General features: G+C 43.4%; 14 protein-coding genes. 5 read left to right on the top strand and 9 right to left on the bottom strand.

Features of this window, described 5'->3' with window-relative positions; translation table 11 throughout:
- Nucleotides 1-12 precede the first annotated feature (12 nt).
- The 3 genes from FAZ19_RS04045 to rocD all read right to left on the bottom strand — a co-directional run bounded on the left by FAZ19_RS04045 (nt 13) and on the right by rocD (nt 4,778).
- Nucleotides 13-2,379 (bottom strand): glycosyl hydrolase 115 family protein, encoded by a 2,367-nt coding sequence (locus tag FAZ19_RS04045; protein ID WP_211245424.1) that lies wholly within the window; start codon nt 2,377-2,379, stop codon nt 13-15.
- Between the two features lie 177 nt (nt 2,380-2,556).
- Entirely contained in the window at nt 2,557-3,519 is a 963-nt protein-coding gene (locus FAZ19_RS04040; RefSeq protein WP_136819298.1) for an arginase, read from the bottom strand.
- Nucleotides 3,516-4,778, bottom strand: coding sequence for an ornithine--oxo-acid transaminase (gene rocD, locus FAZ19_RS04035; protein WP_136819297.1), 1,263 nt, complete (start codon nt 4,776-4,778; stop codon nt 3,516-3,518). The genes FAZ19_RS04040 and rocD overlap by 4 nt, the downstream gene beginning before the upstream one ends.
- Nucleotides 4,779-4,898: 120 nt before the next feature.
- Between rocD and FAZ19_RS04030 the strand changes: the two genes are divergently transcribed.
- Both FAZ19_RS04030 and FAZ19_RS04025 read left to right on the top strand, forming a co-directional pair.
- Nucleotides 4,899-5,351 (top strand): Lrp/AsnC family transcriptional regulator, encoded by a 453-nt coding sequence (locus tag FAZ19_RS04030; RefSeq protein WP_136819296.1) that lies wholly within the window; start codon nt 4,899-4,901, stop codon nt 5,349-5,351.
- A gap of 218 nt (nt 5,352-5,569) precedes the next feature.
- Nucleotides 5,570-7,492, top strand: a complete 1,923-nt coding sequence (locus tag FAZ19_RS04025; protein WP_136819295.1) for a family 43 glycosylhydrolase — start codon at nt 5,570-5,572, stop codon at nt 7,490-7,492.
- Nucleotides 7,493-7,544: 52 nt separating this feature from the next.
- On the opposite strand, the gene FAZ19_RS04020 is transcribed toward FAZ19_RS04025, so the two are convergent.
- From FAZ19_RS04020 to FAZ19_RS04010, 3 genes are all read right to left on the bottom strand, one after another.
- Complete coding sequence (locus FAZ19_RS04020; RefSeq protein WP_211245423.1) at nt 7,545-10,349, bottom strand: glycoside hydrolase family 2 protein; 2,805 nt, start codon at nt 10,347-10,349, stop codon at nt 7,545-7,547.
- Between the two features lie 65 nt (nt 10,350-10,414).
- Nucleotides 10,415-11,302: a dienelactone hydrolase family protein gene (locus FAZ19_RS04015; RefSeq protein WP_136819294.1), complete on the bottom strand. Its 888-nt coding sequence runs from the start codon at nt 11,300-11,302 to the stop codon at nt 10,415-10,417.
- A 187-nt stretch (nt 11,303-11,489) separates the two neighbouring features.
- A complete protein-coding gene (locus FAZ19_RS04010) occupies nt 11,490-12,392 on the bottom strand; it encodes an AraC family transcriptional regulator (RefSeq protein ID WP_136819293.1) in 903 nt (300 codons plus the stop codon).
- A gap of 117 nt (nt 12,393-12,509) precedes the next feature.
- On the opposite strand from FAZ19_RS04010, the gene FAZ19_RS04005 reads away from it, so the two are divergent.
- Together FAZ19_RS04005 and FAZ19_RS04000 are read left to right on the top strand one after the other, a co-directional pair.
- Complete coding sequence (locus FAZ19_RS04005; RefSeq protein ID WP_136819292.1) at nt 12,510-13,895, top strand: sugar porter family MFS transporter; 1,386 nt, start codon at nt 12,510-12,512, stop codon at nt 13,893-13,895.
- Between the two features lie 33 nt (nt 13,896-13,928).
- Entirely contained in the window at nt 13,929-17,276 is a 3,348-nt protein-coding gene (locus FAZ19_RS04000; protein WP_136819291.1) for a DUF5107 domain-containing protein, read from the top strand.
- Nucleotides 17,277-17,417: 141 nt separating this feature from the next.
- Here FAZ19_RS04000 and FAZ19_RS03995 read toward each other — a convergent pair whose 3' ends face one another.
- The 3 genes from FAZ19_RS03995 to FAZ19_RS03985 are packed head-to-tail and all read right to left on the bottom strand — an operon-like array spanning nt 17,418 to nt 20,820.
- Nucleotides 17,418-18,776, bottom strand: coding sequence for an acetylxylan esterase (locus FAZ19_RS03995; protein ID WP_229707255.1), 1,359 nt, complete (start codon nt 18,774-18,776; stop codon nt 17,418-17,420).
- Nucleotides 18,777-18,822: 46 nt separating this feature from the next.
- Nucleotides 18,823-19,737, bottom strand: coding sequence for an alpha/beta hydrolase (locus FAZ19_RS03990; RefSeq protein ID WP_136819290.1), 915 nt, complete (start codon nt 19,735-19,737; stop codon nt 18,823-18,825).
- 12 nt (nt 19,738-19,749) lie between these two features.
- Nucleotides 19,750-20,820 carry a pectinesterase family protein gene (locus FAZ19_RS03985; RefSeq protein WP_169305558.1) on the bottom strand — a complete coding sequence of 357 codons (1,071 nt, stop codon included), beginning with the start codon at nt 20,818-20,820 and terminating at the stop codon, nt 19,750-19,752.
- Nucleotides 20,821-20,971: 151 nt separating this feature from the next.
- Between FAZ19_RS03985 and FAZ19_RS03980 the strand changes: the two genes are divergently transcribed.
- Nucleotides 20,972-25,294: a hybrid sensor histidine kinase/response regulator transcription factor gene (locus FAZ19_RS03980; RefSeq protein WP_136819288.1), complete on the top strand. Its 4,323-nt coding sequence runs from the start codon at nt 20,972-20,974 to the stop codon at nt 25,292-25,294.
- Nucleotides 25,295-25,514 lie beyond the last annotated feature (220 nt).

Below are 25,514 nucleotides of genomic sequence, written 5' to 3'. Positions count from 1 at the left end.
TCTACCTACCTATTAAAAAACAGATACCTGATCAAGCACCACGCCCTCATCAAGCGCTTTAATACGTAGTTTGTGCTTTCCGATGCCGACGATCGGTAGCTTCACGGTTCGGATCGCCTGGTTGCGCAGCACATTGTCTTTCCATTCGTCGCTTCTCCCCTGTGTTTTGTATGATACTTCCTGAAAGGTTCCGTCGTCTATTGAAATACCGAAGCGCAATTGCTTGCCATCTACGGCATGATTAGGTAGTAAACGTACTTCAACGACCACTGAATCTCGGGCTTCATGTGTAAACACCACAGAAACCTGTTGCCCTTTGGGAATGGATAACACTCGATTTGTATAACCCAAGCCGTCCATCAAAATGGCATCTGCCCCTGCTTTATCGAAGTCGACAACATCAAACCGGTATCGTGGAGTAACTGACTGCCTAAGCTCACCTTTCGCTTTCTCTTCCGGTATCCGCTGATATACTGCGAGGTCGCGCGGCTTATAGTCCATTATGCGGTTCCACTTACCATCTTCCAATTGATTATACTGTACCGTTAGCGCTACAATACTATCAAACGCTTGATGGCTATCTTGCCACGAACTTTTTCCGTGCCGGGCAAGCTGTGCATGCAAGATTTTTTTATTCATCTGTGCTGCTGCCTGTACGGGATATTTTATCAATTGAAAATAGGCAGACTGCTGTGCCTGCGGTACAAGTGCTTCAATTTTCTCCACCTGATCCGAAAGCTTACTATACTCACGGAGTCGTTCGCGAATTTCAGCTTCGCTCCAGTCTAGGTCCTTGACAATCTTATGGATCGGATCCCTTTCTTCCATGCGTGTATTACCCATATGCTCCGGCTTTCGGATATATGCTAGGCGATAGTATTCTTGTAAAACCGGGACTAACTTCTTCCCTGCAGCTGAACCTATATTGGTATTTAGCCACTGCGTTATATGTGCAGCAACGCCTTGTTTGTTTACCTTCTCCACATCCCAGGCCATATCTAAGAACAGTTCTATTTGGTATTCCGCAGGCTTGATATCACCCACATTCACGATCCACAGCTTCTGCACCCCTTTCTCGTACGCTAAGCTCATTTGTTGATGCAACAGCGCTGGATTGATCGTCGAGAGCCATAGGTAGTCGTGCGGGCGCCCCCAGTAAGAAACATGATAGTATAGACCATTTCCGCCATTTCGCGCACGTTCGGCATCATCCGGAAAATGCTTGATATAACCATAATTATCGTCACACCATACCAAGGTGACGTCCTCCGGCACATCGAGTCCGTCATTATACACATCAAGTACCTCTTTGTAAGGGATAAAAACCTGTGGCACCCGGGTCAGATCTGGATTAATATATTTTTTAAGTAGTTCCCTTTGATCGGGTAATACCTGAGACAGCACCGTCTTATGCTGCGCCTGACTTTTTACACCTTGCATCATCCCATCGTGCTTTCCGCGTAATCCAATTGTAAAGATATTGTCTGCACCTTGTAGTTCTTTCAGTCGCTCCTTCCAATAGTTTAACAGCTCAGGTTTGTTGGTCACATAATTATAATCCCCTTTACCAGACACATCCCATTCTCGGGCACTGTTACGCATTAGTGGCTCACAGTGGGATGTACCTAATATAATACCATATTTCGCTGCAGCTTCTCTGTTACCAGACGTAAAATAAAAAGGAATCGTGACTTCATGCATGGCTGGCCATAAGGTATTGGCCCGTAAACGTAACAACAGTTCGAAGATCCGCGAATAGGTTTTGGGACCAATCTGTCCTTTTCGGTCAGAAGGTTCGTACGTCATACTACTCCAGGGCATGAGCCCCCAATCTTCATCATTAAGGAATATACCCCGGTATTGAACAGAAGGTTTTTGTCTATCTTCATAATCCATCGGTATTGATAGGTCGCTTTTTTTAATCGGTCTGGTATCTGCCCACCATACCCAGGGCGAAACACCTATCAGGCGCGACAGTTCCAACACCCCATAGGCGGCTCCACGTGGATCACTTCCCAACACGAATAAATTAGCCCCCCTATTCGTTTGTACTACCTTGATTTGAAAAGCTTCCCATTGCCCGGTAATATCCGAAATATCTACGTTGTGTTTAGACAGCAGCTTATCAAGCTGCCCATCTTCTCCCGGTATACCCACTATGATTCCGCCATTTTTGACGTTCGACAAGCGCTCAAATCCTGTTCCGGCTACGGCTTTAGAATCTTCGATCAACATCGCTAAAGCGGTATTGACAACCACCTCATCACCTCCGTAATAAACAGAGGTACCTTTATTACTAGCGATAAGTTTGAATCCATCAGCAGCGCACACCTGGCCAGCAAACATCCATACTAAGATTATTGCAACTAAAATCCTCATTCTTTGTCTCCCTTTAATTTTATTCTCGAGCGTTAAAGGCCCGAGAAACTATGATATGACACCTACGTTCAAAAGTTCCATTTCTAGACCATGGACGCGGCTTAAAGATAGACATCGATTTTTCATTTGGCAACCTGCACTATGAGGGGGGGAGGTAGATATGAAGAAAAAATTAGATTATATAGCACGATTTTCCAGCAGGGGAACCACTTTTTCGATAATGTCAAATGCCACCTCAGCCATCTTATTTCCCCGATTGTCCAACAAAGGATTTACTTCGACGATTTCTAAACAAACCACTTTACCAGAAGCCAAAATCGAGGCTAGGACCTCTGTCACTTCTTCTGGTAAAAACCCTTGCGGAACAGGTGTTCCGGTGCCGCTCGATATCCTTTCACTATCCATACTATCTACATCAAAGGATATATAAATATAGTCACATTCTTCAACTTGACGCAACGCGTTTTGTATGCAACCCTCAATGCCATTTGCGCGAAGTTCCGCTACTTTATAATTTCGGATAGCTAACCGCTCGATCAGTGCGTCCTCTTCCTCCTCTGTGTCCCGCACACCGAAATAGATCAAATCTTCTGGCGCTAGCTTCACGCTCTCCAGTCCAATTTTTTTTAGCTTATCCCAGTAAATCAGCGTCTCATCCCCGACTTTATTAACGGCATTTGCCTTATTATCGATGCTCATCAATGCGGCTAAGGGCATTCCGTGCATATTCCCAGATGGCGTCGTATACGGTGAGTGGATATCTGCATGTGCGTCAATCCATACAACGCCCAAACGTTTATCTGGATAAGCCGCTCGAATACCGCTAATGGTACCAATAGCGGAAGAATGGTCGCCGGAGAACACCAATGGTATGTTATTCTTCAGCAAAACGTCTTCCACTATGGAAGCCAGATGCTTACATTGTTGGTAAACTTGCTTGATATGTTTACCAAACGGAGAGTCGACATCTTCATACACCGATTCATTTCGGGTCGGAACATCTACTGAAAGATGATCCTTAAAGAAGTAGCTATGCTTATTGATTGCTGCTATTTCTATCGCGTCGATTCCCAAATCAGAACCACGTGTACCGGCTCCGATATCGGATCTGTTCTTTACAATTTCAATCTGCTTTCTCATATAAAAAGACGTAAAGATTTATCGATAATTTGTAAGGATTCAGTCAACTGCTCTTCTGTTATCGTAAGAGGCGGTGCCAGCCTGATCTTGTTCCCATGAGTGGGTTTTGCAAGAAGCCCATTGTCCTTAAACGCTAGGCATATCTCCCACGCGAGTGTATCCTCTTCTTGGCAATTTATCTCTATCGCATTTAGGAGCCCCTTGCCCCTTACCTCAATAATCAGTTTATTCTCCTTCGCTATACGATTTAATCCATCTCGAAAAAGTGTCCCCATACGGTAGGCGTTCTCAGTCAGTTTTTCATCTTTAACTACCTCCAGCGCTTCCAAGCCTACCGCACAGGCCAATGGATTTCCGCCGTAGGTAGATCCGTGCTCCCCGGGACGGATCGTTAACATAATTTCATCGTTGGCCAATACAGCGGATAGGGGAAGAACACCTCCAGACAAGGCTTTACCCAATATCAAGACATCAGGCTTACTACGATGGATGGTTGCTGAAATATCATATGATGCCAGAAAACTGCCCGTACGCCCAATACCTGTTTGTATTTCATCCACCACGAAAAGAACCTTATGGGCAGTACATAACGTACGGACTTTCGCCAGATAGGTATCATCGGGAATAATGATGCCTGCCTCTCCCTGTATAGGCTCTACAATAAATGCCGCTATATTTTTATCTTCCGAGAAAAGGCGTTCCAATGCCGGTATATCATTATAAGTAACCTGCGTTAAACCTTCGGTAAAAGGACCGAAATCATTGCGTGCGGAGGAATCACTTGATGCGGAGACCACGGAAATCGTACGTCCATGAAAATTCTCTTTCGCAAAAACAATTTTTGCCTGATCGGAAGCGACACCTTTAACTTTGTATGCCCATTTTCGACAGAGTTTCATGGCCGTTTCTACTGCTTCGACTCCCGTATTCATCACCAAAGCCTTGTCGTAACCTAACAAATGACAGATGTATTCCTCAAATTCCCCTAGGCGATCATTAAAGAACGCGCGAGACGACAACGTGAGCTCGTTGGCCTGAGCCGTTAACGCACCGATGATACGTGGATGGCAATGCCCCTGGTTAACAGCTGAATAGGCCGACAGAAAATCAAAATATTTCTTTCCCTCCACATCCCACACGAAAACACCTGCACCTTTCTTTAATACAACAGGTAGCGGATGATAATTATGCGCACCATATTTCTCTTCCAGGGCGATGTAGTGTAAACTATTATTAAGATGATCGTTCGTGTGTATCATATCTTATAGGGATTAAGAATAAAAAAATTATGACTCAAATATAAACTTAATTAAGTTAATTTGACTTATATTTATTACTTTTAATCAATTTTGACATAAAAAGCAATTCTATTTAGAAAAATGCACGTATTAGACGATTTTGATAAACAAATCTTAAAAAAACTGGATCAGGATGGCCGAATTCCATATTCGAGTATTGCATCGGATCTGGGAATATCAAACACAATGGTACATCAACGCATCGGGAGGTTGGTGGAGCAAGGCATAATCATGGGAACAAAACCACTCCTAAACGAAAAAAAACTTGGTTACGACTGGGGAGCATTTACCAGCCTAAGTCTCGAAAAAGACCATAACTCCGAACACGTGATCGAAGAGCTAAAAAAGATTCCAGAAGTTACCGAATGCTATTACATTACCGGCAACTATACGTTATATATTAAATTGGTGGCGCTTGATCACGAGCATATGCGGCATCTCCTATATGATCGCATAGATCATATCCCTGGAATCTCAAAAACGGAATCCATTATCGAATTGGGATGTGCATTTAAACGGAATATCATTCTGTAATCGAATAAGAACGAAACCAGATTTAATGTATACGCCTTTACCATAGCACGGTTTCGTACCCTCGTATAAAACCATGCTTGGTTCGTGGGTGCGTACTGGGGTCGCAATAAGAACGGGAGTATACTATCTATGTAAATGCTACAGGGAAGAGCAGGTTGCCCACAAAAATGCTATACCTTATTTTTGAATGCAGTAAACCGACTTTAAATCCAGCTATCATGATTACATACGCCAAAGCGCTATTTGTCTTCCTTATCCTATTGCTTATCCTTGAAACAGGACAAGGACAGATAAGTCCCCAGATCTATCGATCCGGCCCTGAAGAGAAGGACTTTCGCGCATATCTCTTTACCTATTTTACCAGTGGATCAGCAGGCGAAGCGATCCGATTCGGCGTAAGTACCAATGGATATACGTACAAAGCACTGAACCACAATGAACCTGTATTGGATTCAAAAAGAATTAGTTCGACAGGTGGCGTGCGCGATCCACATATCTACCGAAAAGTGGATGGAAGTGGCTTTTACATGGTCGCAACGGACATGACCGCTGCAAAAGGTTGGGACTCCAATCGGGCAATGGTTCTTCTACAATCAACAGACTTGGTTCAATGGACATCTAGCGTGGTTAATATACAGCATAAGTTCGCTAATCAAGATAGCCTCAAACGCGTCTGGGCGCCGCAAACGATCTTTGATGCAGAGAAGGGTAAATATTTGATTTACTGGTCGATGAAACATGCCAACGGGCCCGACATCATCTATTATTCATATGCTAACCAGGATTTCACCGACCTGACCGATGAGCCAAAAATCTTATTCCGCCCCCGTAACGGTGGTTCCTGCATCGATGGAGATATTATTTTCAAAGCAGGTATTTACTATTTGTTCTATAAAACAGAAGGAGATGGAAATGGCATCAAAGTAGCCGAAAGCAGCACGCTGACATCAGGCACCTGGCTCGAGCAACCCGGGTATAAGCAACAGACCCCGCAAGCTGTAGAAGGGTCTACCATCTTTAAATTGATCAACGAAGACAAATATATCCTCTCTTACGATGTGTATCGCGACAAAAGCTATCAATTTTGCGAAAGCACGGATCTGCTCCACTTCACCCCCATCGACAGCGCTATACAGCTCGATTTTAAACCGAGGCACGGCTCCATTGTACCTATTACGCAAAAAGAACTAGCGACATTATTGGCCAAATGGGGTACCCCCGAAGGGTTTCAATCCACGTCAAATCAGAATCCGATTATCGAAGGGTACTATGCTGACCCCGAAGTATTGTATGCGGAGAAAACAAAGAAATACTACATCTATCCAACCAGTGATGGCTTTCATGAATGGAGTGGTCATTACTTCAAGGCGTTTTCATCCAGCGATTTGAAAAATTGGAAAGACGAGGGTGTCATTCTAGATCTAAAAAAAGACGTACAATGGGCCGATAGGAATGCGTGGGCACCGACGATCATTGAGCACAAGAAAGAAGGAAAATATAAGTACTACTATTATTATACGGCAGCACAAAAAATAGGCGTCGCTGTATCAGATCATCCGACAGGTCCTTTTTTAGATAGTGGAAAACCACTTATCGACTTCAAACCAGAAGGAATAAACAGGGGACAAGAAATCGATCCAGATGTCTTCAAAGATCCGACCACAGGAAAATATTATCTCTATTGGGGTAATGGGTATTTAGCAGTTGCCGAACTGGAAGACGATATGATCTCTATAAAAAAAAGCAGCCTAAAGGTAATCACACCGCCTAGTACATTCAGAGAGGGGGCAGAAGTATTCTTCCGTAACGATCGTTATTATTTCCTATGGTCTGAAAATGACACACGCAGTGAAGACTACCGCGTCCGGTATGCGTATTCCCATTCTCCAACAGGTCCATTAACAATACCGGAGGAAAACCTTATCCTCCGAAAGGATCCAAGCTTGGGAATCTATGGAACTGGACATAACTCGGTCTTAAAAATACCGAACAAAGACGAGTGGTACATGGTATACCACCGTTTTAGTCGACCAAATGGCATTAACATGGGAAGGGCAGCCGGTTATCATCGGGAAGTTTGCATGGATCCCATTTCGTTCAATGAAGATGGCACAATAAAAATTCTAGCACCAAGTCGTTAACCTAAAAAGCTACTCCACGCGGGGTAGCTTTTTTAAAAAACTCAAAGGTCTACTAATTGAATTTAAAAAATAACCGATTCTTCATATTTGGAGATCCACTAAAACTCTTAAAGCGATGCCGTTGTGACTGAGGCCCCAACTCCTCCGCTCTTCCAAACTTTGTACCTACCGACGGTATTGCATCCATAAAAGAGATATTACCTATGGGATAGTTAGGAACCGTATAATTCTTATTTTTGTCATAGAGCGGTTGTATTTTTGGTGTGAACAAATGCAGGGTAACATCTTCAGAAGTCGAATAAACTTCAAAAGGAGTCGCGCACCGGAGTTTCATCCCATAAAAAAGGGAGTAATATCCTTTAAATTCCGGATACTCCCAAACCTCCCCAGTGATAGCATCATTGTACTCCTTTTCCCAAACACCTAGACTCCCACCCTTCATTCGATTGTTATAAACGCGATAGGGACCGTTAGCGATAAGCGCAGCGCCTTCTATATCCACTTCAGGAAAATGGAAGGTTATTCCAGCCATCTCCATACCATCTCGGGGGCGATAATCATAGTCGAGCTGCAGTATGCCATTGCCGTTCATTTTCCAAGAAAATTGGTAAGCCTTCCCGCCTTTTTTGTAATCGTAAGACACGTCCACCCGGAAGCTCCCATCTGTCTCCAAAAGCTTTACACTTTTGCATTGCAAATCTTGATCGGTTATAAATATTGGCCCTCCGTTCAATGGAATTTCGCCTCCTTCGGTACGGACTTCAATCAAAAGTCCGGTTGCTTTGCTTATTTTGGCTGAGACACCGGAAGCTTTAAACATATAAAGAGAATCGTCTTCACTAAACTCGACACTGTTAGGATCGGAAGCCATATTCTTTAAAATCCGGTCAGCAAAAGAAGCAGGAGAACTTATTTCGTAACTCCACGTAAAGAGTTCCGATCCATTCGGATCTTTTGCGGTGACATACAGGATATCAAAAGTCCTCCAATTTTGAGGCAGCTTAAGTTTTAACAATCCATGATTACCCGGCTGAATTTCCGGCGCGTCGATTTTACCCTTTATAGTATCTACATCCCCCTCAATCGAATTAATCCGAGATAAGGCATACGAAAATGTACATTGATTGGTATTGGTAAAGTCATACCTGTTTTCAACACGAAACTCACTGTTCCACGCTGACGTGATAAACTTTTTCTCCAAGAAAATTGGCGACCATACTTCCTTAATCGTAAAAAAGCTTCCCTCCTTCTCGCGGTATGGACCGACGATGCCGTCAGCTCCGTGGTCTCTATCTGTATCAAGAATACCGTTCTTATCGGTACGTACGACGCCCTGATCGGCAAAATCCCATAAAAACATTCCAGCAGATAGCGGATTAGACAACATTAAATTCCAGTAGTCGTCTAAACCAGCTCCATGCCCACCGTCATATAACCCATGGATCAGTTCAGTAGGCATAAAAATATCCCGGCCGTTAAACATGTCTTTTATTCCCGAATTATAGGTAATGTAATGAACGGTATTAACATTTCCGAAGAGACCGAATGGATGCAATACAGATCGCTTTTGAATATCCAAATGCGAAAACAGGGTATCGAGATCGAAGTTGAATCCTCCTTCATTTCCATTTGCCCAAAAAACAATAGAAGGGTGATTAATATCTCGTTTAACCATTTCATTCACTAATATTGTGCCCACTTTCGTATCGTAAGGTGGGCTCTGCCACGCGCAGAGTTCATTAATAACATACAGCCCTAGCGAGTCGCATAATTCAAGAAAATGTTTATCAGGAGGATAATGTGACATCCTGACGGCGTTCATATTCATTTCCTTAATCAGCAAAATATCTGCTAAACTCTGCTCTCTACTTACCGTGCGTCCGGTAGTGGGCCAGAAGCAATGCCGATTAACGCCCTTAAATCTTATCTTCTTATTATTAACGTATATTCCATCACGCTCACGCACTTCTACCGTACGGAATCCAAAGCGTTCGGTAATGGTATGTAAATCCTTATCATTTTGCACCAAGGTGATCACTGCTTTATATAAAATGGGTGATTCGGTCGACCAGGCCCGAACATTAGGGATAACGGATTGCAGCCTAATCTTTTTTGCATTATTAATCGGATCGGAGGAGAAGTCTCCAACTTTTTTACCAGAGATCAGTTCAAAAATTTCGGCTTTCACTTTCGCATGCTTAATTTCACGGTCTAAGAAAACTTCCACATCAATTTTTCCGTCTGCCTTGGCATCAATGCCTGAATATTCCATATGTGTTTCGGGTACTGCCTCCAAGTAAACCGGCCTAAAAATCCCGCCGAACACCCAAAAATCAGCATCTCGTTCTGCACTATTTACGCTAGCATTGGACGACATCTTGCTGACCTCAACCTCTAATTTATTTAAGGTCGAAGAGCTAATAAGATCCGTTATTTCTCTTTTGAATCTGTAAAATGACCCTTGATGTACATCTCCTGCCGATTTTCCGTTTACCGTAACCTTGGTATCGGTCATTGACCCATCGAAAACTAGGAAGACGCGCCTTCCTTTCCAAGTCTTCGGCACTTCAAAGGTGGTACGATAAATACCTTTCTCAGCAGCTTTATTTTGATCATGCCCATAATTGTATTCACCAAAGCCTTCAAGCTCCCAACAGGATGGCACTTTTATCTTTGTCCAGGCGCCACTATTCCTTCCAGCCGTACAATAAAAATCCCATAGGACACTATTTTCTCCACCATCACCCGACAGCATTATTTTCTGTGTCTCTTGCGCATACAGCGTCATGCTCACTATGCAACAGATGACTATGGCTACTCCGTGCCGAATACGTTTCCCATCAATCCAATTTTTCATATTTACGTGTACTATACTTGTTTTCCGGTATTGGTTAAGTTAAAATGGCAATAGGAAAGTGGTGTTTACGACAACTTATCCTTAAAAAAATCTACCGTTCGCTTCCATGCCAATTCGGCTGCCTCTTTATCATAACGAGGTGTTGTATCATTATGGAAGCCATGATTGGCTTGCGGATACATGTACATCGTATATTCCTTTTTATTGGCTTTCAATGCCTCTTCGTAAGCAGGCCAACCTTCATTAACACGGGTATCCAGTTCCGCATAATGTAGCTGTAGAGGAGCTTTGATATTCGGTACTTCTTCTGCCGGAGCCTGCCCGCCATAAAATGGAACCGCGGCAGCCAGAGCCGGGACACGTGCAGCCATCATATTGGAGATCCATCCACCAAAACAAAAACCCACGACACCGACTTTACCGTTGCAGTATTTGTCGCTATTAAGGTACGCTGCCGCCGCGATAAAATCTTCCAACATTTCATTTCGATCACGCTTGCTTTGCATCTCGCGACCTTCATCGTCATTTCCGGGGTAGCCGCCCAGCGGACTTAAGGCATCAGGTGCAATACTTATAAATCCGGCCAATGCCGCTCTTCTTCCCACATCTGCAATATGTGGATTAAGGCCCCTATTTTCATGCACCACCACGATGCCCCCCAATTTCTTTGTATTGTCTTTGGGCATACAAAGCAATGCCTTGATGGTACCGCCACCTTTTGGAGAAGGATAATCAATATATTTTTCAGTAATCCGCGGATCACCCGATTCTATCTGTACAGCCCCCATATAGTCGGGCATTAAAAAACTCATCAATGTAGGTACTGTAAGCCCGCCTACGGCATAGAGCGACAGTTTTTGCATAAAATCACGTCTCGACAAGCGGCTATGCGCATAGTCGTCATATAGGTCGAAAACTTCTTGTTTGATTTCCTCTTTTTTGGGGACACTCATAATATTTCTATTTATACGTTTAATACTTCACCCTTATTTACCATAAATGGTACTGCTTTACTTGTCGCACAGCAAGTTACAGATTTTCTTTTAACTTTTAGGGGCGTAGGTCGTGATTTCACCACCGTATCAATGCTATCTCTTCAATTTTTCCAATAGCCATGCGCGCACTTTAATAGGGATGTCTCTATTTACTATTCGCATTCATTCTGCCGTATCTGTTGCGGTATTCTCGCGGACTTATTTCCATCTCTTTAAAAAAGGCCTTCGATAAATGAAATGGATCGTAGAAACCTAGCTTAAAAGCAATCTCTTTAATTTTCAAATCAGAAAACTGTAAATAATAACACACACGCTGGATTTTGAGTTGATTGTAATATTCAATGGGTGAAAATGAAGTTGCCTGCACAAATAGCGCATTTAAATGGGTGGTAGAATATCCTACCGCATCTGCGATATCTTTCAAGGCTATCTTGTTCTCAAGATTATCACGCATATAATGTATACAGTTTTGAATAACGTCATTGTGTCCAAGTCTATTTGGTTCTTGGTATTGCGGCATATACTTGAGTGAGGCTAGGAGATACATCAAACAGAACGTGATGTATTCCATATTTTCATGGCTATAGCCCATCTCAAAATTTTTATAAATTTCCTCAAAAAGTTGCATGCGATCCGACTTCCTGTTGTTAGCCGTTTCCGGAATACGGAGCACTTTACCCGAAATGGAATCAAACATCGCTGTATTCTCGCCTTGAAAATGTAACCAGTAAATACTCCAGGAATTGCCGATATCTGCTCCATAGACGTGCTTTTGATTGGCCGGCAGAATAAAAACCTCATTTTCTTTTAAAAATATCTTTTCATCTTTATATTCTACCCAGCCCGTGCCTTTATCACAATAAATTAAGATATTCTCCGGAGCTCCGTCCGGACGTTCGCGATAGTGGTATCTTGCATTTGGATAATACCCAATATGGGTAACGTACAATTGACGCGTAATGGGGTTCTCCGTTTGCATACTTCGAATTACATTCGGTGTAACAATAGCCTTCTCGCCCTTAAAACCATCTGCTTTGATATTTCCCATAAACACATTAAAATATCTAAAATAGTTCTTTTTTACATGTTTTACAATTAATCTTACATCTTTTATCTCAACAATAGCTATAAATTTGAATTAATTATAAATCTATACGACACTCTTATGTCAGAATCAAAAAATTCAAAAAAAGGTTTTTTATACATCATCACCTTCATCTCCGCCATGGGCGGGTTACTTTTCGGTTACGATTGGGTTGTCATTGGGGGCGCCAAACCGTTTTATGAAGTGTATTTCGAGATTGTCGATTCACCCAATATGCAGGGTTGGGTAATGGGGTCAGCAATACTAGGTTGTCTGCTCGGAGTTTTGATTACGGGATTTTTAGCCGATAAGTTTGGACGAAAGTCCCTGTTGTTTATTTCGGCACTCATATTCATTATTTCTGCATATGGAACCGGGGCTGTCGAGGACTTGACCTTGTTTATTATCTTTCGCGTAATTGGTGGCGTAGGCATAGGTATCGCTTCAAACCTATCACCGATGTATATTGCAGAGGTTGCTCCGGCTACTATTCGTGGAAAACTGGTCTCCGTTAACCAGTTGACTATCGTAATCGGTATATTACTGGCCCAAGTTGTAAACTACCTCATCGCGGAGCCTGTCGGTCAGGGCGAACAACTGATCGACACCTGGAACGGCCAAACCGGATGGCGTTGGATGTTTTGGTCCGAAGGCTTTCCCGCCATCCTTTTCTTTGTACTGCTTTTTGCATTACCTGAAAGTCCCAAATGGCTCATGTCGCGTGGCAGAATGGAGGATGCGGTTAAAACCTTAGTAAAAATTGGAGGCGAGGAATATGCGAAGACTGAAATACAGGCATTACATCAGGTAAACCATACCGCACAAGCAGCAACCAACTATGGAGCACTGTTTAAGGGAAAAATGCCTAGAATTCTGTTAATCGGTATCGTCATCGCGGCATTTCAACAGTGGTGTGGTATCAATGTGATTTTCAACTACGCAGAAGAAATTTTCTCCGCCGCTGGATATGGTGTTTCAGACATTCTTTTCAATATTATCATCACCGGGATTACCAATTTAGTATTCACAATCATAGGCATGTATACCGTGGATAAACTCGGTCGAAGGGCGTTATTAATTTTCGGATCTATTGGTTTAGCAAGCATTTATACACTTTTGGGGCTATGCTATTATTACGAGTTATCGGGTCTTGCCGTACTCGTACTGGTTATGCTGGCCATCGGCTGCTATGCCATGACCCTGGCTCCTATCACCTGGGTGGTCATCTCTGAAATTTTCCCTACAAAAATAAGAGGAGCCGCAATGGCTATTTCGACGTTCTCCCTGTGGACGGCCTGCTTCATACTTACCTATACCTTTCCTATTCTCAACTCATCTTTAGGAGCTTACGGCACATTCTGGCTGTATGGTGTGATCTGTCTTCTCGGATTCGTATTTATCAAAAGAAATCTGCCTGAAACCAAAGGGAAGACACTTGAAGAAATTGAGAACGAACTAACTAAATAACAACACAAACATCAAATATTAAGATACTATCCAATGGAAACTATAACAAATCATCTGACGCGTTCGACTGTGAATGACAGAAATGTAGTGCGTGCATGGGAAGAAGATGTATTGCTACCCACATATCAAATTGGCGAAGAAGAGAAAAATCCCATTTTCTTGGAAAAGAGAGTTTATCAGGGAAGTTCGGGCGCGGTGTATCCCTATGCCGTTGTTGAGAAAGTTTCTGACGACAAAAAAGACAAACTGTACAAAGCCATATTTATCGAAAACGAATACATTAAGATCATGGTACTTCCTGAATTGGGCGGCAGGATACATATGGCATTCGATAAGATAAAACAACGGCATTTTGTGTACTACAACCAGGTCGTGAAGCCTGCCTTAGTCGGATTAACCGGCCCCTGGATTTCCGGAGGAATAGAATTCAATTGGCCGCAGCATCACCGTCCCAGTACTTTTTTGCCTACGGACCACTATATTGAAAACAATAGCGACGGTAGCATCACCATTTGGTGTAACGAAGTCGAGCGCTTGTTCCGCATGAAGGGTATGCAGGGGTTTACGGTATATCCTGACAAGGCCTATATCGAAATTAAGGTAAAAGTATACAATAGAACAGCGCTACCCCAAACATTCTTATGGTGGGCGAATCCTGCTGTTGTCGTAAATGATTCGTATAAATCTGTTTTCCCTCCTGATGTTCATGCGGTATTTGATCACGGCAAGCGGGATGTATCAAATTTTCCTATTGCTACGGGCGAATATTACAAACAAGATTATTCGGCCGGTGTTGATATTTCCAAATACAAAAACATTCCCGTTCCAACCTCATATATGGCCATTAAATCAAAGTATGATTTTGTTGGCGGTTATCAGGACGATCATCAAGCGGGACTATTGCACGTTGCCAACCACCATGTATCTCCGGGCAAGAAACAGTGGACCTGGGGAAACGGTGATTTTGGTTTGGCATGGGACCGTAACCTCACCGACGAGGATGGCCCTTATATCGAATTGATGACGGGTGTATACACCGACAACCAACCTGATTTTAGCTGGATCCAGCCCAATGAGGAAAAATCCTGGGTACAATATTTTATGCCGTATTCAGCGGTTGGTTATGTCAAAAACGCCACCAAAGATGCCGTTGTAAACTTGGAAATGATAGACGGGCATGCACATATAATCCTCTATACAACCGCTGAGTTTGCCGATTTAGGCGTCAAACTATCCCATGTGGACGGTACAGTATATTTACAGGAAAGCACCCCCTGTAGTCCACGGAATACCTATCATAAAGAAGTTCGAATTGGAGAAGAAAAGATTGAAAATCTGCTACTCGAAGTACTTTCGTCAGAAGGAACACAACTATTGAAATACCAGGCAGAGCGTCCTAAAATAGAACCAACACCTAATCCTGCCAAAGGTGCAAAAGATCCAAAAGATATTTCATCGATCGAGCAGTTGTTCTTGACCGGTCAGCATCTGGAACAATACCGCCATGCGACCTATAACCCAATAGATTATTATACCGAAGCACTGCGTCGCGAGCCACATGATATTCGATGCAATAATGCCCTCGGATTGCTGCTTTTACGCAGAGGGCAATTTGAAAAAGCGGAAAAATATTTCGATGAAGCGATAAAAACACAAACAGAACGAAATCCAAATCCGTATGACGGAGAACCACATTATAATCTGGGGTTAAGCCTTAAGTTTCAAAAACGGTTTGACGATGCATATGCAGCATTTTTTAAAGCAACCTGGAATGCTGCATGGCAAGATTCGGGATATTTTGCTCTTGCCCAAATAGATACACGAAACAAATCGTGGGACGTAGCCTTAGAAAATATTGATCGGGCCCTTATCAAAAATTGGCATAACCATAAAGCCCGTCAATTAAAGGCGAGTATATTAAGAAAGCTGAATAGAACAGAAGATGCGTTACAACTGATTTCAGACTCCTTAGCCATTGATAAATTCAACATTGGATGCCGCTTCGAAAAATACCTGATCACCAATAACATAAACGATCTGAACGAACTTCAGCAGCTCTTGTCGCAATCGATCCATACCTATATTGAGTACGCCTTGGACTACGCCAACGCCGGCCTGTATGCGGAAGCCATTACCTTCTTACAACATGGCATTGAAGACGAAAACAATGTCTACCCTATGGTTTACTACGCGATCGGCTATTTTTACAAGCAGCTTGCGGATGAAGTCAAAGCCAAAGCATACTACAAAAAGGCTTCGGCCATGTCGCCCGAAAGATGTTTTCCGAATAAACTTGAGGAAGTTACCATCCTTATCGATGCCATACAGACCCATCCGGAAGATTCGTTCGCGCCCTACTATTTGGGCAATTTTTGGTATGCAAATCGTCAATACGATGAAGCGAGATCATCTTGGCAAGCCTCGATTCAATTAAACGATCTATTTCCAACAGCATTACGAAATCTCGCACTGGCCTATTATAACAAATTTGACAAAAAAAGTGAAGCGCGGGAATTATTGGAAAAAGCATTTTCTTTGGATCCAACGGACTCCCGGATTTTCATGGAGCTAGACCAGCTTTACAAGAAATTAAATTTATCCCACGAATCACGGCTGGCCTTGTTTGTTACCTATCCCGAATTGATCGAACAACGGGACGACCTGTTGATAGAGCAAATTACCTTGTACAATCAGACGGGTGAGTATTCTTCCGCGAGGGAGATGATAAGCAATCACATCTTCCATCCCTGGGAGGGCGGTGAAGGTAAGGTTACGAAGCAATATACGATATGTCGGGTTGAACTGGCAAAGCGAGAAATTGAAAAACAAAATTATCGCGAAGCACTTCAGCTTTTGCACGAGATCGACAGCTATCCACATAATCTTGGTGAAGGGAAATTAGCCAATGCAGAAGAAAATGACATCAATTATTATAAAGGCGTCGCCTATGCCGGTCTGGGTGATCAAGAGCAATCTTTATATTTTCTTCATTTGGCAACTGTAGGCTCGCAAGAACCCCAGCAAGCATTTTTCTATAATGATCAACAGCCCGACAAGATTTTCTACCAAGGGCTCGCATTTAAGGCTTTAGGTTTAGAAGATAAAGCCAGGAGCCGGTTTAACAAGTTGATAGCCCATGGAAAAAAACACCTGTTCGATACCTGCCGCATCGATTACTTTGCCGTATCTCTCCCTGATTTAGCCATTTGGGAAGATGATCTGAATGTACGCAACCAAATACATTGCTATTATGTAATCGGACTGGGTGAATTGGGATTAGGAAATACCGCCGAAGGTAAAAAGTACCTGCAAAAAGTACTGCAATTAGATATAAACCATATCGACTGTCATTTGATATTAAAGCAGTACCAACCTGTATAACCATATTCCTCCGGTCTAATCGACAGGTTAACAAATCTGATAAGGAACAAATGGCGAAATAACGGTTTATAAAACGTAAAAATGCGGATAACTAATGGGTATCCGCATTTTTGTAAAAGCAAATTATAACGCGATGCCTCTTTATTTCCCCAACTTTTCCAATAACCATGCGCGCACTTTATGGTTCTGTTCGTCGGATGTTTTATGTCCTCTTTCGGGATCCAAGGAAATTTCCTTAACCGCCGGAATCATATTATAAGCAGCGTAGTACGAAGTAGGTGGACATGTTTCGTCATTAAATCCCCAAGAGTAGAGTCCGGGCACCTTAACGTAACGCGCAAAATTGACCACGTCATAGTATGCTGATACTTTGATTTTTTCTTCCTTCACCATGAAGGCCGCATTCGACTCATTGAACATATGTGGCCAGCCGCCAGCGCGACCGTGCAGGTAACCCGTTAAATCGCATAATGCAGGATATGCTGCTGCTAATCCTTTGATACGATCATCTAATGCTGCGGTTATAATGGCCAACGCACCACCCTGACTACCACCCCAGACCAACATTTTTTCATCGTCTACCTCTTCCAGAGAAGACAGGTAATCTACAGCACGAACACAACCCAAATACACCCTTTTGTAGTAATATTTATCCCGGTCGTCGAGATTGAAGAACTGGTAATTCTTCAGTGCGCCGTTACGCAGATCCTCGTACAGGTCCTCATCGTATGTAACCGGAACACCGTGTATACCGATTTGTAATGTAACCACGCCCTGCTCTGCTAGATCCACGATACCTGCGTAGGGGCGTATGCCTGCTCCGGGCACGGATAAAACTGCCGGGTATTTTCCTGCATTTTTGGGTTTTGCCAATATACCATAAAGGCGTGCTCCCTTTTCATAGTGTTGAAAGGAGACCTGATACACATCTACGCTTTCCGTACCACGCTCGGGTAACAAAGTGAGCTCCGCCTCCATAGGAACTCGGGCTGCCTCTACTTTTGCCTTATCCCAAAAATCCAAAAAATCATCGGGAAGATTCTGCGTAGGTTGAATAGCTTCGGGCGCGAAACCCGCCGTAGCCAGACCACGATAACGAGTTCCGTCTACTTCCATGCTGACCGCGCAGCGCAGGAATCCGGCTTCGGATAGCTTGCCTTTAATCGTACCTTCTCCGCTTTTCAAATGCAATTTCCCTTTTTCTGTAGGCAGCATTTTTTCCAATCCAATCGTGTACGAGACGTCCACATCATCAGCGAGTTCCTGTCCCCGATACACCTGAATCTTAAAAACAGCTTCTTGTCCGATCTCGTAAGTCCAATTCGGAGCGTCTGCCGACACGACGATCTTTAGGTCATTATTAGTTGCCGATTGCCCATATATCACAGATGTTGCTAGGAGAAAGCAAATGATCCAAATACTTTTCAAAAAAAGACACCGTTGTTGGAGGTTTATGTTATACATTGATCTAGATGTTGGTTTAGTTATTAGTTTTTTCATTGACGTGTTATTAGGCTTAGCATATTTTTTAGATCACGATCTATTTTTACTGTTTAATAAAGTTATTTTCTAATAGCCATTTTTCGCAAAGACCTACCCACTCTTGTGTAGATCCTGGATTGTCTCGCAATGCCACAGCATGTTTTCCGTCCGGAAAAATATGCAGCGAGGATGACACGTCAAATATCAGCAATTGCTCGAAATATAACAGACTATTTTTTGCACGCACTACATTATCATTAAAAGCATGTACAATAAATGCCGGTGGGGTATCTTTATTGACCTGCTTGTGTGCGCTATATCTATCCATGAGTTCTTGAGATGGTGCCTCTCCCAGCAACTGTCGCCTACTCCCTTGATGTGCATATTGCTCCATATCGATAACCGGTGAAATCAAAATCTGAAATGCAGGTATATAATCGTAGTTATCTGCAGCATCGCCCAACTTTGAAAAATCTTCCTGACACGTGCTCAATGTAGCCGCAAGATGACCACCTGCAGAAGATCCCATAACCCCTACACTTAGCGGATCTATACCCCATTGACCTGCATGTTGTCGTATCATACGCATAGCGCGCTGTGCATCCTGCAAAGGCGCTAGTTCTTTTTGCTGCACATCAACCGAATGTGGCAATCGGTGTTCGAGCACAAAAGCATGCATACCTAATGTATTGAACCATTTTGCCAATTGGTAACCACTCACTTGATACGCCAATCGCGAATATCCTCCTCCGGGAATAATTAAAACCGCCGCACCTTTATTTTCCTGATTTGAGGTAAAGAAAGCCTGCATTCGTGGTTCGCCGATCTGATATATCCGCTCATTGGCAATGCTATCCAAAACAACATGCCCTTTTGAATTAGGCATCATTCCTTTGGGCCACAAGTCTATACGTTCTTGGCTTTTTGCTGCAAGACAGATCAGAAATAAGGCGATAATAAAATTTATTTTGATGTTCATATAAAATAACAATTATTTCATTGCAACACCATCATCCACAAATCCGGGATGTTGGCTCCCCATTGCCTTTGCATACGTATAATCTGTCGCCTGCTTTCTCGTCAGTTGATGAGACCACGCTACTCTTGTACCGGGGCTAGCTCCTTCTCCGGTAGAATTATATTCTGCATAGAAAGCTGTGCTTTCATTAGCCACGTTGCGCCAGTTATCCCAGCCCTCACTACGTATGTGTTTACCTAAACTGCTCTGTAGAAATACGACTTTCGCATATGGACGCCAAGGTCTTCCAAGGTAAACTGAACCGTGGGCAACCGTGGGGTACGCCGTAATACTACAGCTATGAAAAATATAACCAAAAGATTGCCCCTCGGGAGTCGATGCCGCTGTAATGTAGCCATTCCGTGTACTTTGTATATGGCATTCATCAAAAAACGCAGTAGAGCCACCGAAGATAAAATCTACCGACCCTTCGATATAGCAATCCTTAAGATATTGGAACGTGCCACTTCCGGCATACCAGGTATCTTGATGTCCCAGAAAACGACAGTTTCGGAAGGAGGATCTTGCTCCACCAATATTGATAGCTAGCGCTTGTCCAGCAGTCATTCCGGCGGTATTGGCAAATGTTAGGTTTTCCGCAACGAAGAAATTTCCATTTGCAAAAAAAGTGGCAGATCCACTCGTACCAAATTCCGTTCCATCAGGCTTGAGCCGTTTGGCATAGTTGTCAAAAGTCAAGATGGTATATTCGGCATCCTCCCCATAGAGATAGATATAGTCTTTGTTTTTTGGAATGGTAATCACTTCCTTATATGAACCCCTTTTAATATAAATATAGAAATAGGTATTCCTATTATCCGGTGCCGCATTGATTGCCGCCTGCACCGTTGTAAAATTTCCTGTGCCGTCTGCTGCTACGACCGCATCGGCTTTGACTTTTTTGTCTGTTTCCACTGCCAGCGTAAGTTCCGATGGCATCGGGTATCTGCTGGCACTTGCTATCAGTGCATAAAAGACAAACACCGATAGTACGCTACAGCGCATTCTTGCCCAACTGGAGAAATAAGCTTTATTATTAAACATCAAATACATCATCAAACAAATATCCAACAAAATGCGCAAAAGGATTTATACTAATTCGTCTCAGCTGTACAAATTCTATTCATTTTTGTCGTCCAGAGTTTTTGCCGAACGTATTTTATTTTAAGTTTGTGTATTGTAAACCCGAAAATCAATGAAGAAGTACGTCCTATTATATGTCCTGCTGTCGATATTAAGCAAATCTTTTGCCCAAAGCAAAGGGTCTTTTTCGGTAAAGCAGTACGATATGGACGATGGGCTGGCACATACACGCACAAAAAACATTATCCAAGATAGCAAAGGGCAAATTTGGATTAGCACTTGGAACGGCATTGATCAGTTCAATGGTTACAATTTTCGCAACTTCAAATCCTATCCCCACGATAAGGTAAAACTCAACAACAATCGGATCGAAGGACTCAGCCTCAATGCGGCCGGTAACATATGGTTACGAACCTACGGGTCGCAGGTATTTCTATTTAACAGTAAGCTGGAGGTATTCGAGGATATATTTTCCGACAAGCAACATCCACTGGTGAATGATATCAAGAGCTTGGCAAATGGTGCCACGTGGATCACCGCGCAAAATCATAATCTGTACCGGATAGATGATCGTAACTATACTGCCGAAGACGGCATTCGCGTATTTGGCCCCACTACATATCCTTACCTGGGCAACACTATCCACAACATCTTTCTCGATAGCGAGGGTGACGAATGGGTATTAAGCAATAAAGGGACCTTCACGTACGGCAAGAAGAAGGTCAGTAACAACATGCCCTTTCATTTTATCACAGAGGTAGACGGCACGATTTATTTTGCTGCTCGAAATGGCTATCTCGCCACATACCGGGACGGAAAGCTTGCACCCTTTGAGCTACCTTTTGAACTGACGGATATCTTTAGGCTCCACAAGCTGAACCCAGAGTTACTGGCAATTGTCACGGCAGACCAAATTATCATTTACCACACGAAGACCAAGCGCTACAGCCGATTTGTACCACCTGTTGGTCAGGAATTTATATTTTCCGAAAAGGCATTTTTTGATAGCTATGGTCGCGTATGGGCTTTTGCCTCCGGAAGACAGCTTGTTTGCTACGACATCAAGCGCGATGAGCAGCACATCGTACCTTACCCCGACCTATCTGGACTAATGCTAACACCCAGCTCCATATTTTTTATCCACGAAGATGAATATAGGCAACTCTGGATATTACTACCTGATGGTGTTCTATGCGCCTATGATCCCGACCTACACAAACTCGATCTGGCGGAATATACGCCACAATCTGGTATACCCACCCACTATGCCGTATCTGCCGGCGACTACCTGATAGATTCGCACAAACACATTTGGTTAAGTACGACCGATGGAATCCAGCAGCTTTCCTTCCGAGAAAAGAGCTACGAACGTATTGCGGCATCCGCCGATGGCGAAGTAAGGAGCGTATTCCGGGACAACCAGGATCGTCTGTGGGTCGGAAAGAAAAATGGCACATTAGCACTATATAATAAAGCAAATGATTATTTGGGTAACCTGACTTCTGCTGGTGCAATCGTACGGGATAAAAAAGCGGTGTTCGGTGCAAACGTTTACTGCTTTATACAGGATCACGAAGGGCAGATCTGGTTGGGTACACGGAATCACGGTTTATTTATCTTACGCCCTAGAAATGCCCAAACGTATCAGGTCACAAATTATAAGCCGACATCCGATCCATACAGCATCGGTTCTGAATCTATATTCTCCCTCTATCAGGATGCCCAAAAGCGTGTCTGGATTGGGGGATATGGCGGTGGACTAAATTTAGTCGAAAAAAAACCTGATGGTACCCTTCGATTTGTCCACGCCGGCAATCGGTTAAAAAACTACCCTGTCGACCAGTGCGGCTTGGTGCGCTATGTATATCAATCCAAGAATGGAACCATGCTTGTCGGCACCAGTAACGGTCTGATCACTTTTTCAGGCACATTCCAAAAACCAGAGCATATCGGTTTCTTTCATAATGCATCCACAGCCGACCGAACCGACTGTCTGAGTAACAATGAGGTGCTGCACATCTTTCAGGATCGGCGGCAACAAATCTATGTATCCACTTTCAGCGGCGGCATCAGCATCACTACAGACTCGCCTAACCTGCTTTCCGACAAAATAAAGTTCAAAAATATAAACCGAACCAACGGTCTCATATCCGACCTATCCTTATCGGTAATCGAAGATCTTAAAGGTTATCTTTGGATTGCCTCGGTTAATGTATTGAGTCGCTTTAACCCGACCAACAAGCAGTTTGATCACTTCAGTAAAGAAAATTTGGGCCTCCCACCGCTAATCAATGAGGCCGCCCCCATACGGGATCTGGATGGAAATATTATATTTGGCACCACCGACGGAGCCTTACGCGTGCTCACCGATCGCATGTTGCGAAGTACATTTGTGCCGCCAATTGTATTTTCCGCTATCCGTATCCAACGCCAGGATGTACAGGAAGAGTGCAACGTCGGCGAAAATGGCATGCTGATACTAGCAGAGGATGAACGAAATATTTCGGTTTCCTTCGCCGCCCTCGACTATACCAACACGAAATCGATCCAATATGCCTACCGGCTCAAAGGCACCGATAGTACCTGGGTGTATCTCGGTCATAACCGGTCAGCCAGCTTTGTCGAACTGCCCGCTGGCAGACATACGCTGGAAGTAAAGTCAACAAATAGCGACGGTGTGTGGGTAGAGAATGTTGCGACGATACAATTTTATATTACGCCGACATTCTGGGAGACCGGATTTTCGTGGGTAATTTACATTTTGGCACTTGCCGTGCTGGTGCTCCTTATTGTGCTTATCGTATCCTATATTATGCAGTTGCGCAAGCGAGTAGATGTGGAGCAGCAACTGACCGGACTTAAACTAAATTTTTTTACAGACATTTCACATGAACTGCGTACCCCTCTCACGCTCATAGCAAGTCCGATTGAGGAAGTACTACAGCATGAAAAGTTATCTTCCAGCGGTCGCGCATACCTGCAAACGGCCAAGCAGAATACACATCGTATGCTCCGATTGATCAATCAGATACTCGATTTCAGAAAGATACAGCACCGAAAAATGAAGGTGTATCTCGAGCAAGCTGATGTAGCAGCACTGTTAGAAAAAACTTTTAACAGCTTTTCACCAATTGCCCGACAAAAGCAGATCAACTATACCCTTGAGCAGGATATCACTTCTACACCAATCTACGTGGACGTGGATAAAGTCGAAAAGATCTTGTTCAACCTCTTATCCAATGCGTTCAAGTACACACCTGCGGGGCGGCAGATCGCCATACGGGCCACGGTAGAAAACGGAGAGTTGGTTCTTATGGTCACGGACGAAGGCAGCGGTTTCGATATGGGTAAGGCGAAAGGACTATTCGAGCGTTACGAAACCAATGATGCCGACCCGAGCATCTCATCAGGCATCGGATTAGCTTTGGTGCATGAATTGGTAGATCTCTTGCATGGTCGTATTGCCGTGGACAGCGAAAAAGGAAAGGGTAGCGCTTTTACTGTGCGATTGCCTATCGCTTACGAAGCCTTTGCTGGCGATCCAAATATCGAACTAAAACTCGGTGATGGTGTTGCGGAACAAGCGCATACAACACCTATAGTGGATACTGCTCCTGAAATTACGAAGCGTACCAGCATTTTAGTGATCGAGGACAATGATGAGCTGCGCGACTTTATCCGTAGCATACTTGAGCAAGAGTACGACATACTGGAAGCCTCCGATGGTCGAAAAGGCCTCGAAATCACGTTGGACAAGCTACCCGATATCGTCGTAAGTGATGTGATGATGCCCGACATGGATGGTGTGGCCTACCTAGAGGCCGTCAAGAATAACAGCGATACTTCACACATTCCGGTGATCTTACTAACAGCTAAATCCGCGCTGGACGATAAAATAAAGGGTATGGAGTATGGTGCCGATGACTATATCACCAAGCCTTTCCACGCCAGTTATCTGAAAGCCAAGATTGCTTCCCTGCTCAAGCAACGTGAGCTACTTCGGGAATATTATCTAGCACATAATAGCACTTTCGAGCCGACAACAGGTACAGCAGTCAAATCATCACCGTCATGGGGTCCCTCCGTTCCTAAAGTAACAGCATATGATGACGAGTTCATCCGTAATGTGATTCAGGGTATTGAGGATAATATCGAAAACACCAACTTTAAAATAGACGATCTGGTAGCTGGAATGAATATGAGTAGGGCAGTATTCTACCGAAAGATAAAAGCCATCGTAGGGCTTTCTCCGGTCGACTTCGTGAAAAAGATACGCGTCAAGCGTGCAGCACAATTGCTGGAGACCGGACAGTTTACTGTCGCGGAAGTCGCTTATCAGAGTGGCTTTAGCACATCGCAATACCTTAGCAAAGTATTTAAGGAAATGATGGGTTGCACACCCACCGAATACTTAAAAAATCTCAAGAACAAGTAATTTTTGATTGTAACAGTCTGTCTTTTAATCGACATAGTCGGACGAGTTCGCTTTTCATAGAAATAGGACAGATAATCAGAAACCTATCTTCTGAACGAATATTGCACATATTTGATTAAATATTACCCTCTCTTTCGGTCGCTAGACCGCACATTTGTAATATTATTGTTATAAACCTCCAAATTCTACTGTTAAAATGGCTATGTATTTCACGTACGTA

It is taken from the genome of Sphingobacterium alkalisoli (assembly GCF_005049105.1).
In the GTDB taxonomy this organism is placed as follows: Bacteria; Bacteroidota; Bacteroidia; order Sphingobacteriales; family Sphingobacteriaceae; genus Sphingobacterium; species Sphingobacterium alkalisoli.
Note: the sequence above shows the minus strand (reverse complement) of the source record. Positions and strands in the feature narration are given on the sequence as shown.

Excerpts from the sequence above, each read along its gene's own strand:
- FAZ19_RS04045 (WP_211245424.1), bottom strand. The coding sequence starts at position 2,379 with ATGAGGATTTTAGTTGCAATAATCTTAGTATGGATGTTTGCTGGCCAG.
- FAZ19_RS04040 (WP_136819298.1), bottom strand. The coding sequence starts at position 3,519 with ATGAGAAAGCAGATTGAAATTGTAAAGAACAGATCCGATATCGGAGCC.
- rocD (WP_136819297.1), bottom strand. The coding sequence starts at position 4,778 with ATGATACACACGAACGATCATCTTAATAATAGTTTACACTACATCGCC.
- FAZ19_RS04030 (WP_136819296.1), top strand. The coding sequence starts at position 4,899 with ATGCACGTATTAGACGATTTTGATAAACAAATCTTAAAAAAACTGGAT.
- FAZ19_RS04025 (WP_136819295.1), top strand. The coding sequence starts at position 5,570 with ATGATTACATACGCCAAAGCGCTATTTGTCTTCCTTATCCTATTGCTT.
- FAZ19_RS04020 (WP_211245423.1), bottom strand. The coding sequence starts at position 10,349 with ATGAAAAATTGGATTGATGGGAAACGTATTCGGCACGGAGTAGCCATA.
- FAZ19_RS04015 (WP_136819294.1), bottom strand. The coding sequence starts at position 11,302 with ATGAGTGTCCCCAAAAAAGAGGAAATCAAACAAGAAGTTTTCGACCTA.
- FAZ19_RS04010 (WP_136819293.1), bottom strand. The coding sequence starts at position 12,392 with ATGGGAAATATCAAAGCAGATGGTTTTAAGGGCGAGAAGGCTATTGTT.
- FAZ19_RS04005 (WP_136819292.1), top strand. The coding sequence starts at position 12,510 with ATGTCAGAATCAAAAAATTCAAAAAAAGGTTTTTTATACATCATCACC.
- FAZ19_RS04000 (WP_136819291.1), top strand. The coding sequence starts at position 13,929 with ATGGAAACTATAACAAATCATCTGACGCGTTCGACTGTGAATGACAGA.
- FAZ19_RS03995 (WP_229707255.1), bottom strand. The coding sequence starts at position 18,776 with ATGAAAAAACTAATAACTAAACCAACATCTAGATCAATGTATAACATA.
- FAZ19_RS03990 (WP_136819290.1), bottom strand. The coding sequence starts at position 19,737 with ATGAACATCAAAATAAATTTTATTATCGCCTTATTTCTGATCTGTCTT.
- FAZ19_RS03985 (WP_169305558.1), bottom strand. The coding sequence starts at position 20,820 with ATGTTTAATAATAAAGCTTATTTCTCCAGTTGGGCAAGAATGCGCTGT.
- FAZ19_RS03980 (WP_136819288.1), top strand. The coding sequence starts at position 20,972 with ATGAAGAAGTACGTCCTATTATATGTCCTGCTGTCGATATTAAGCAAA.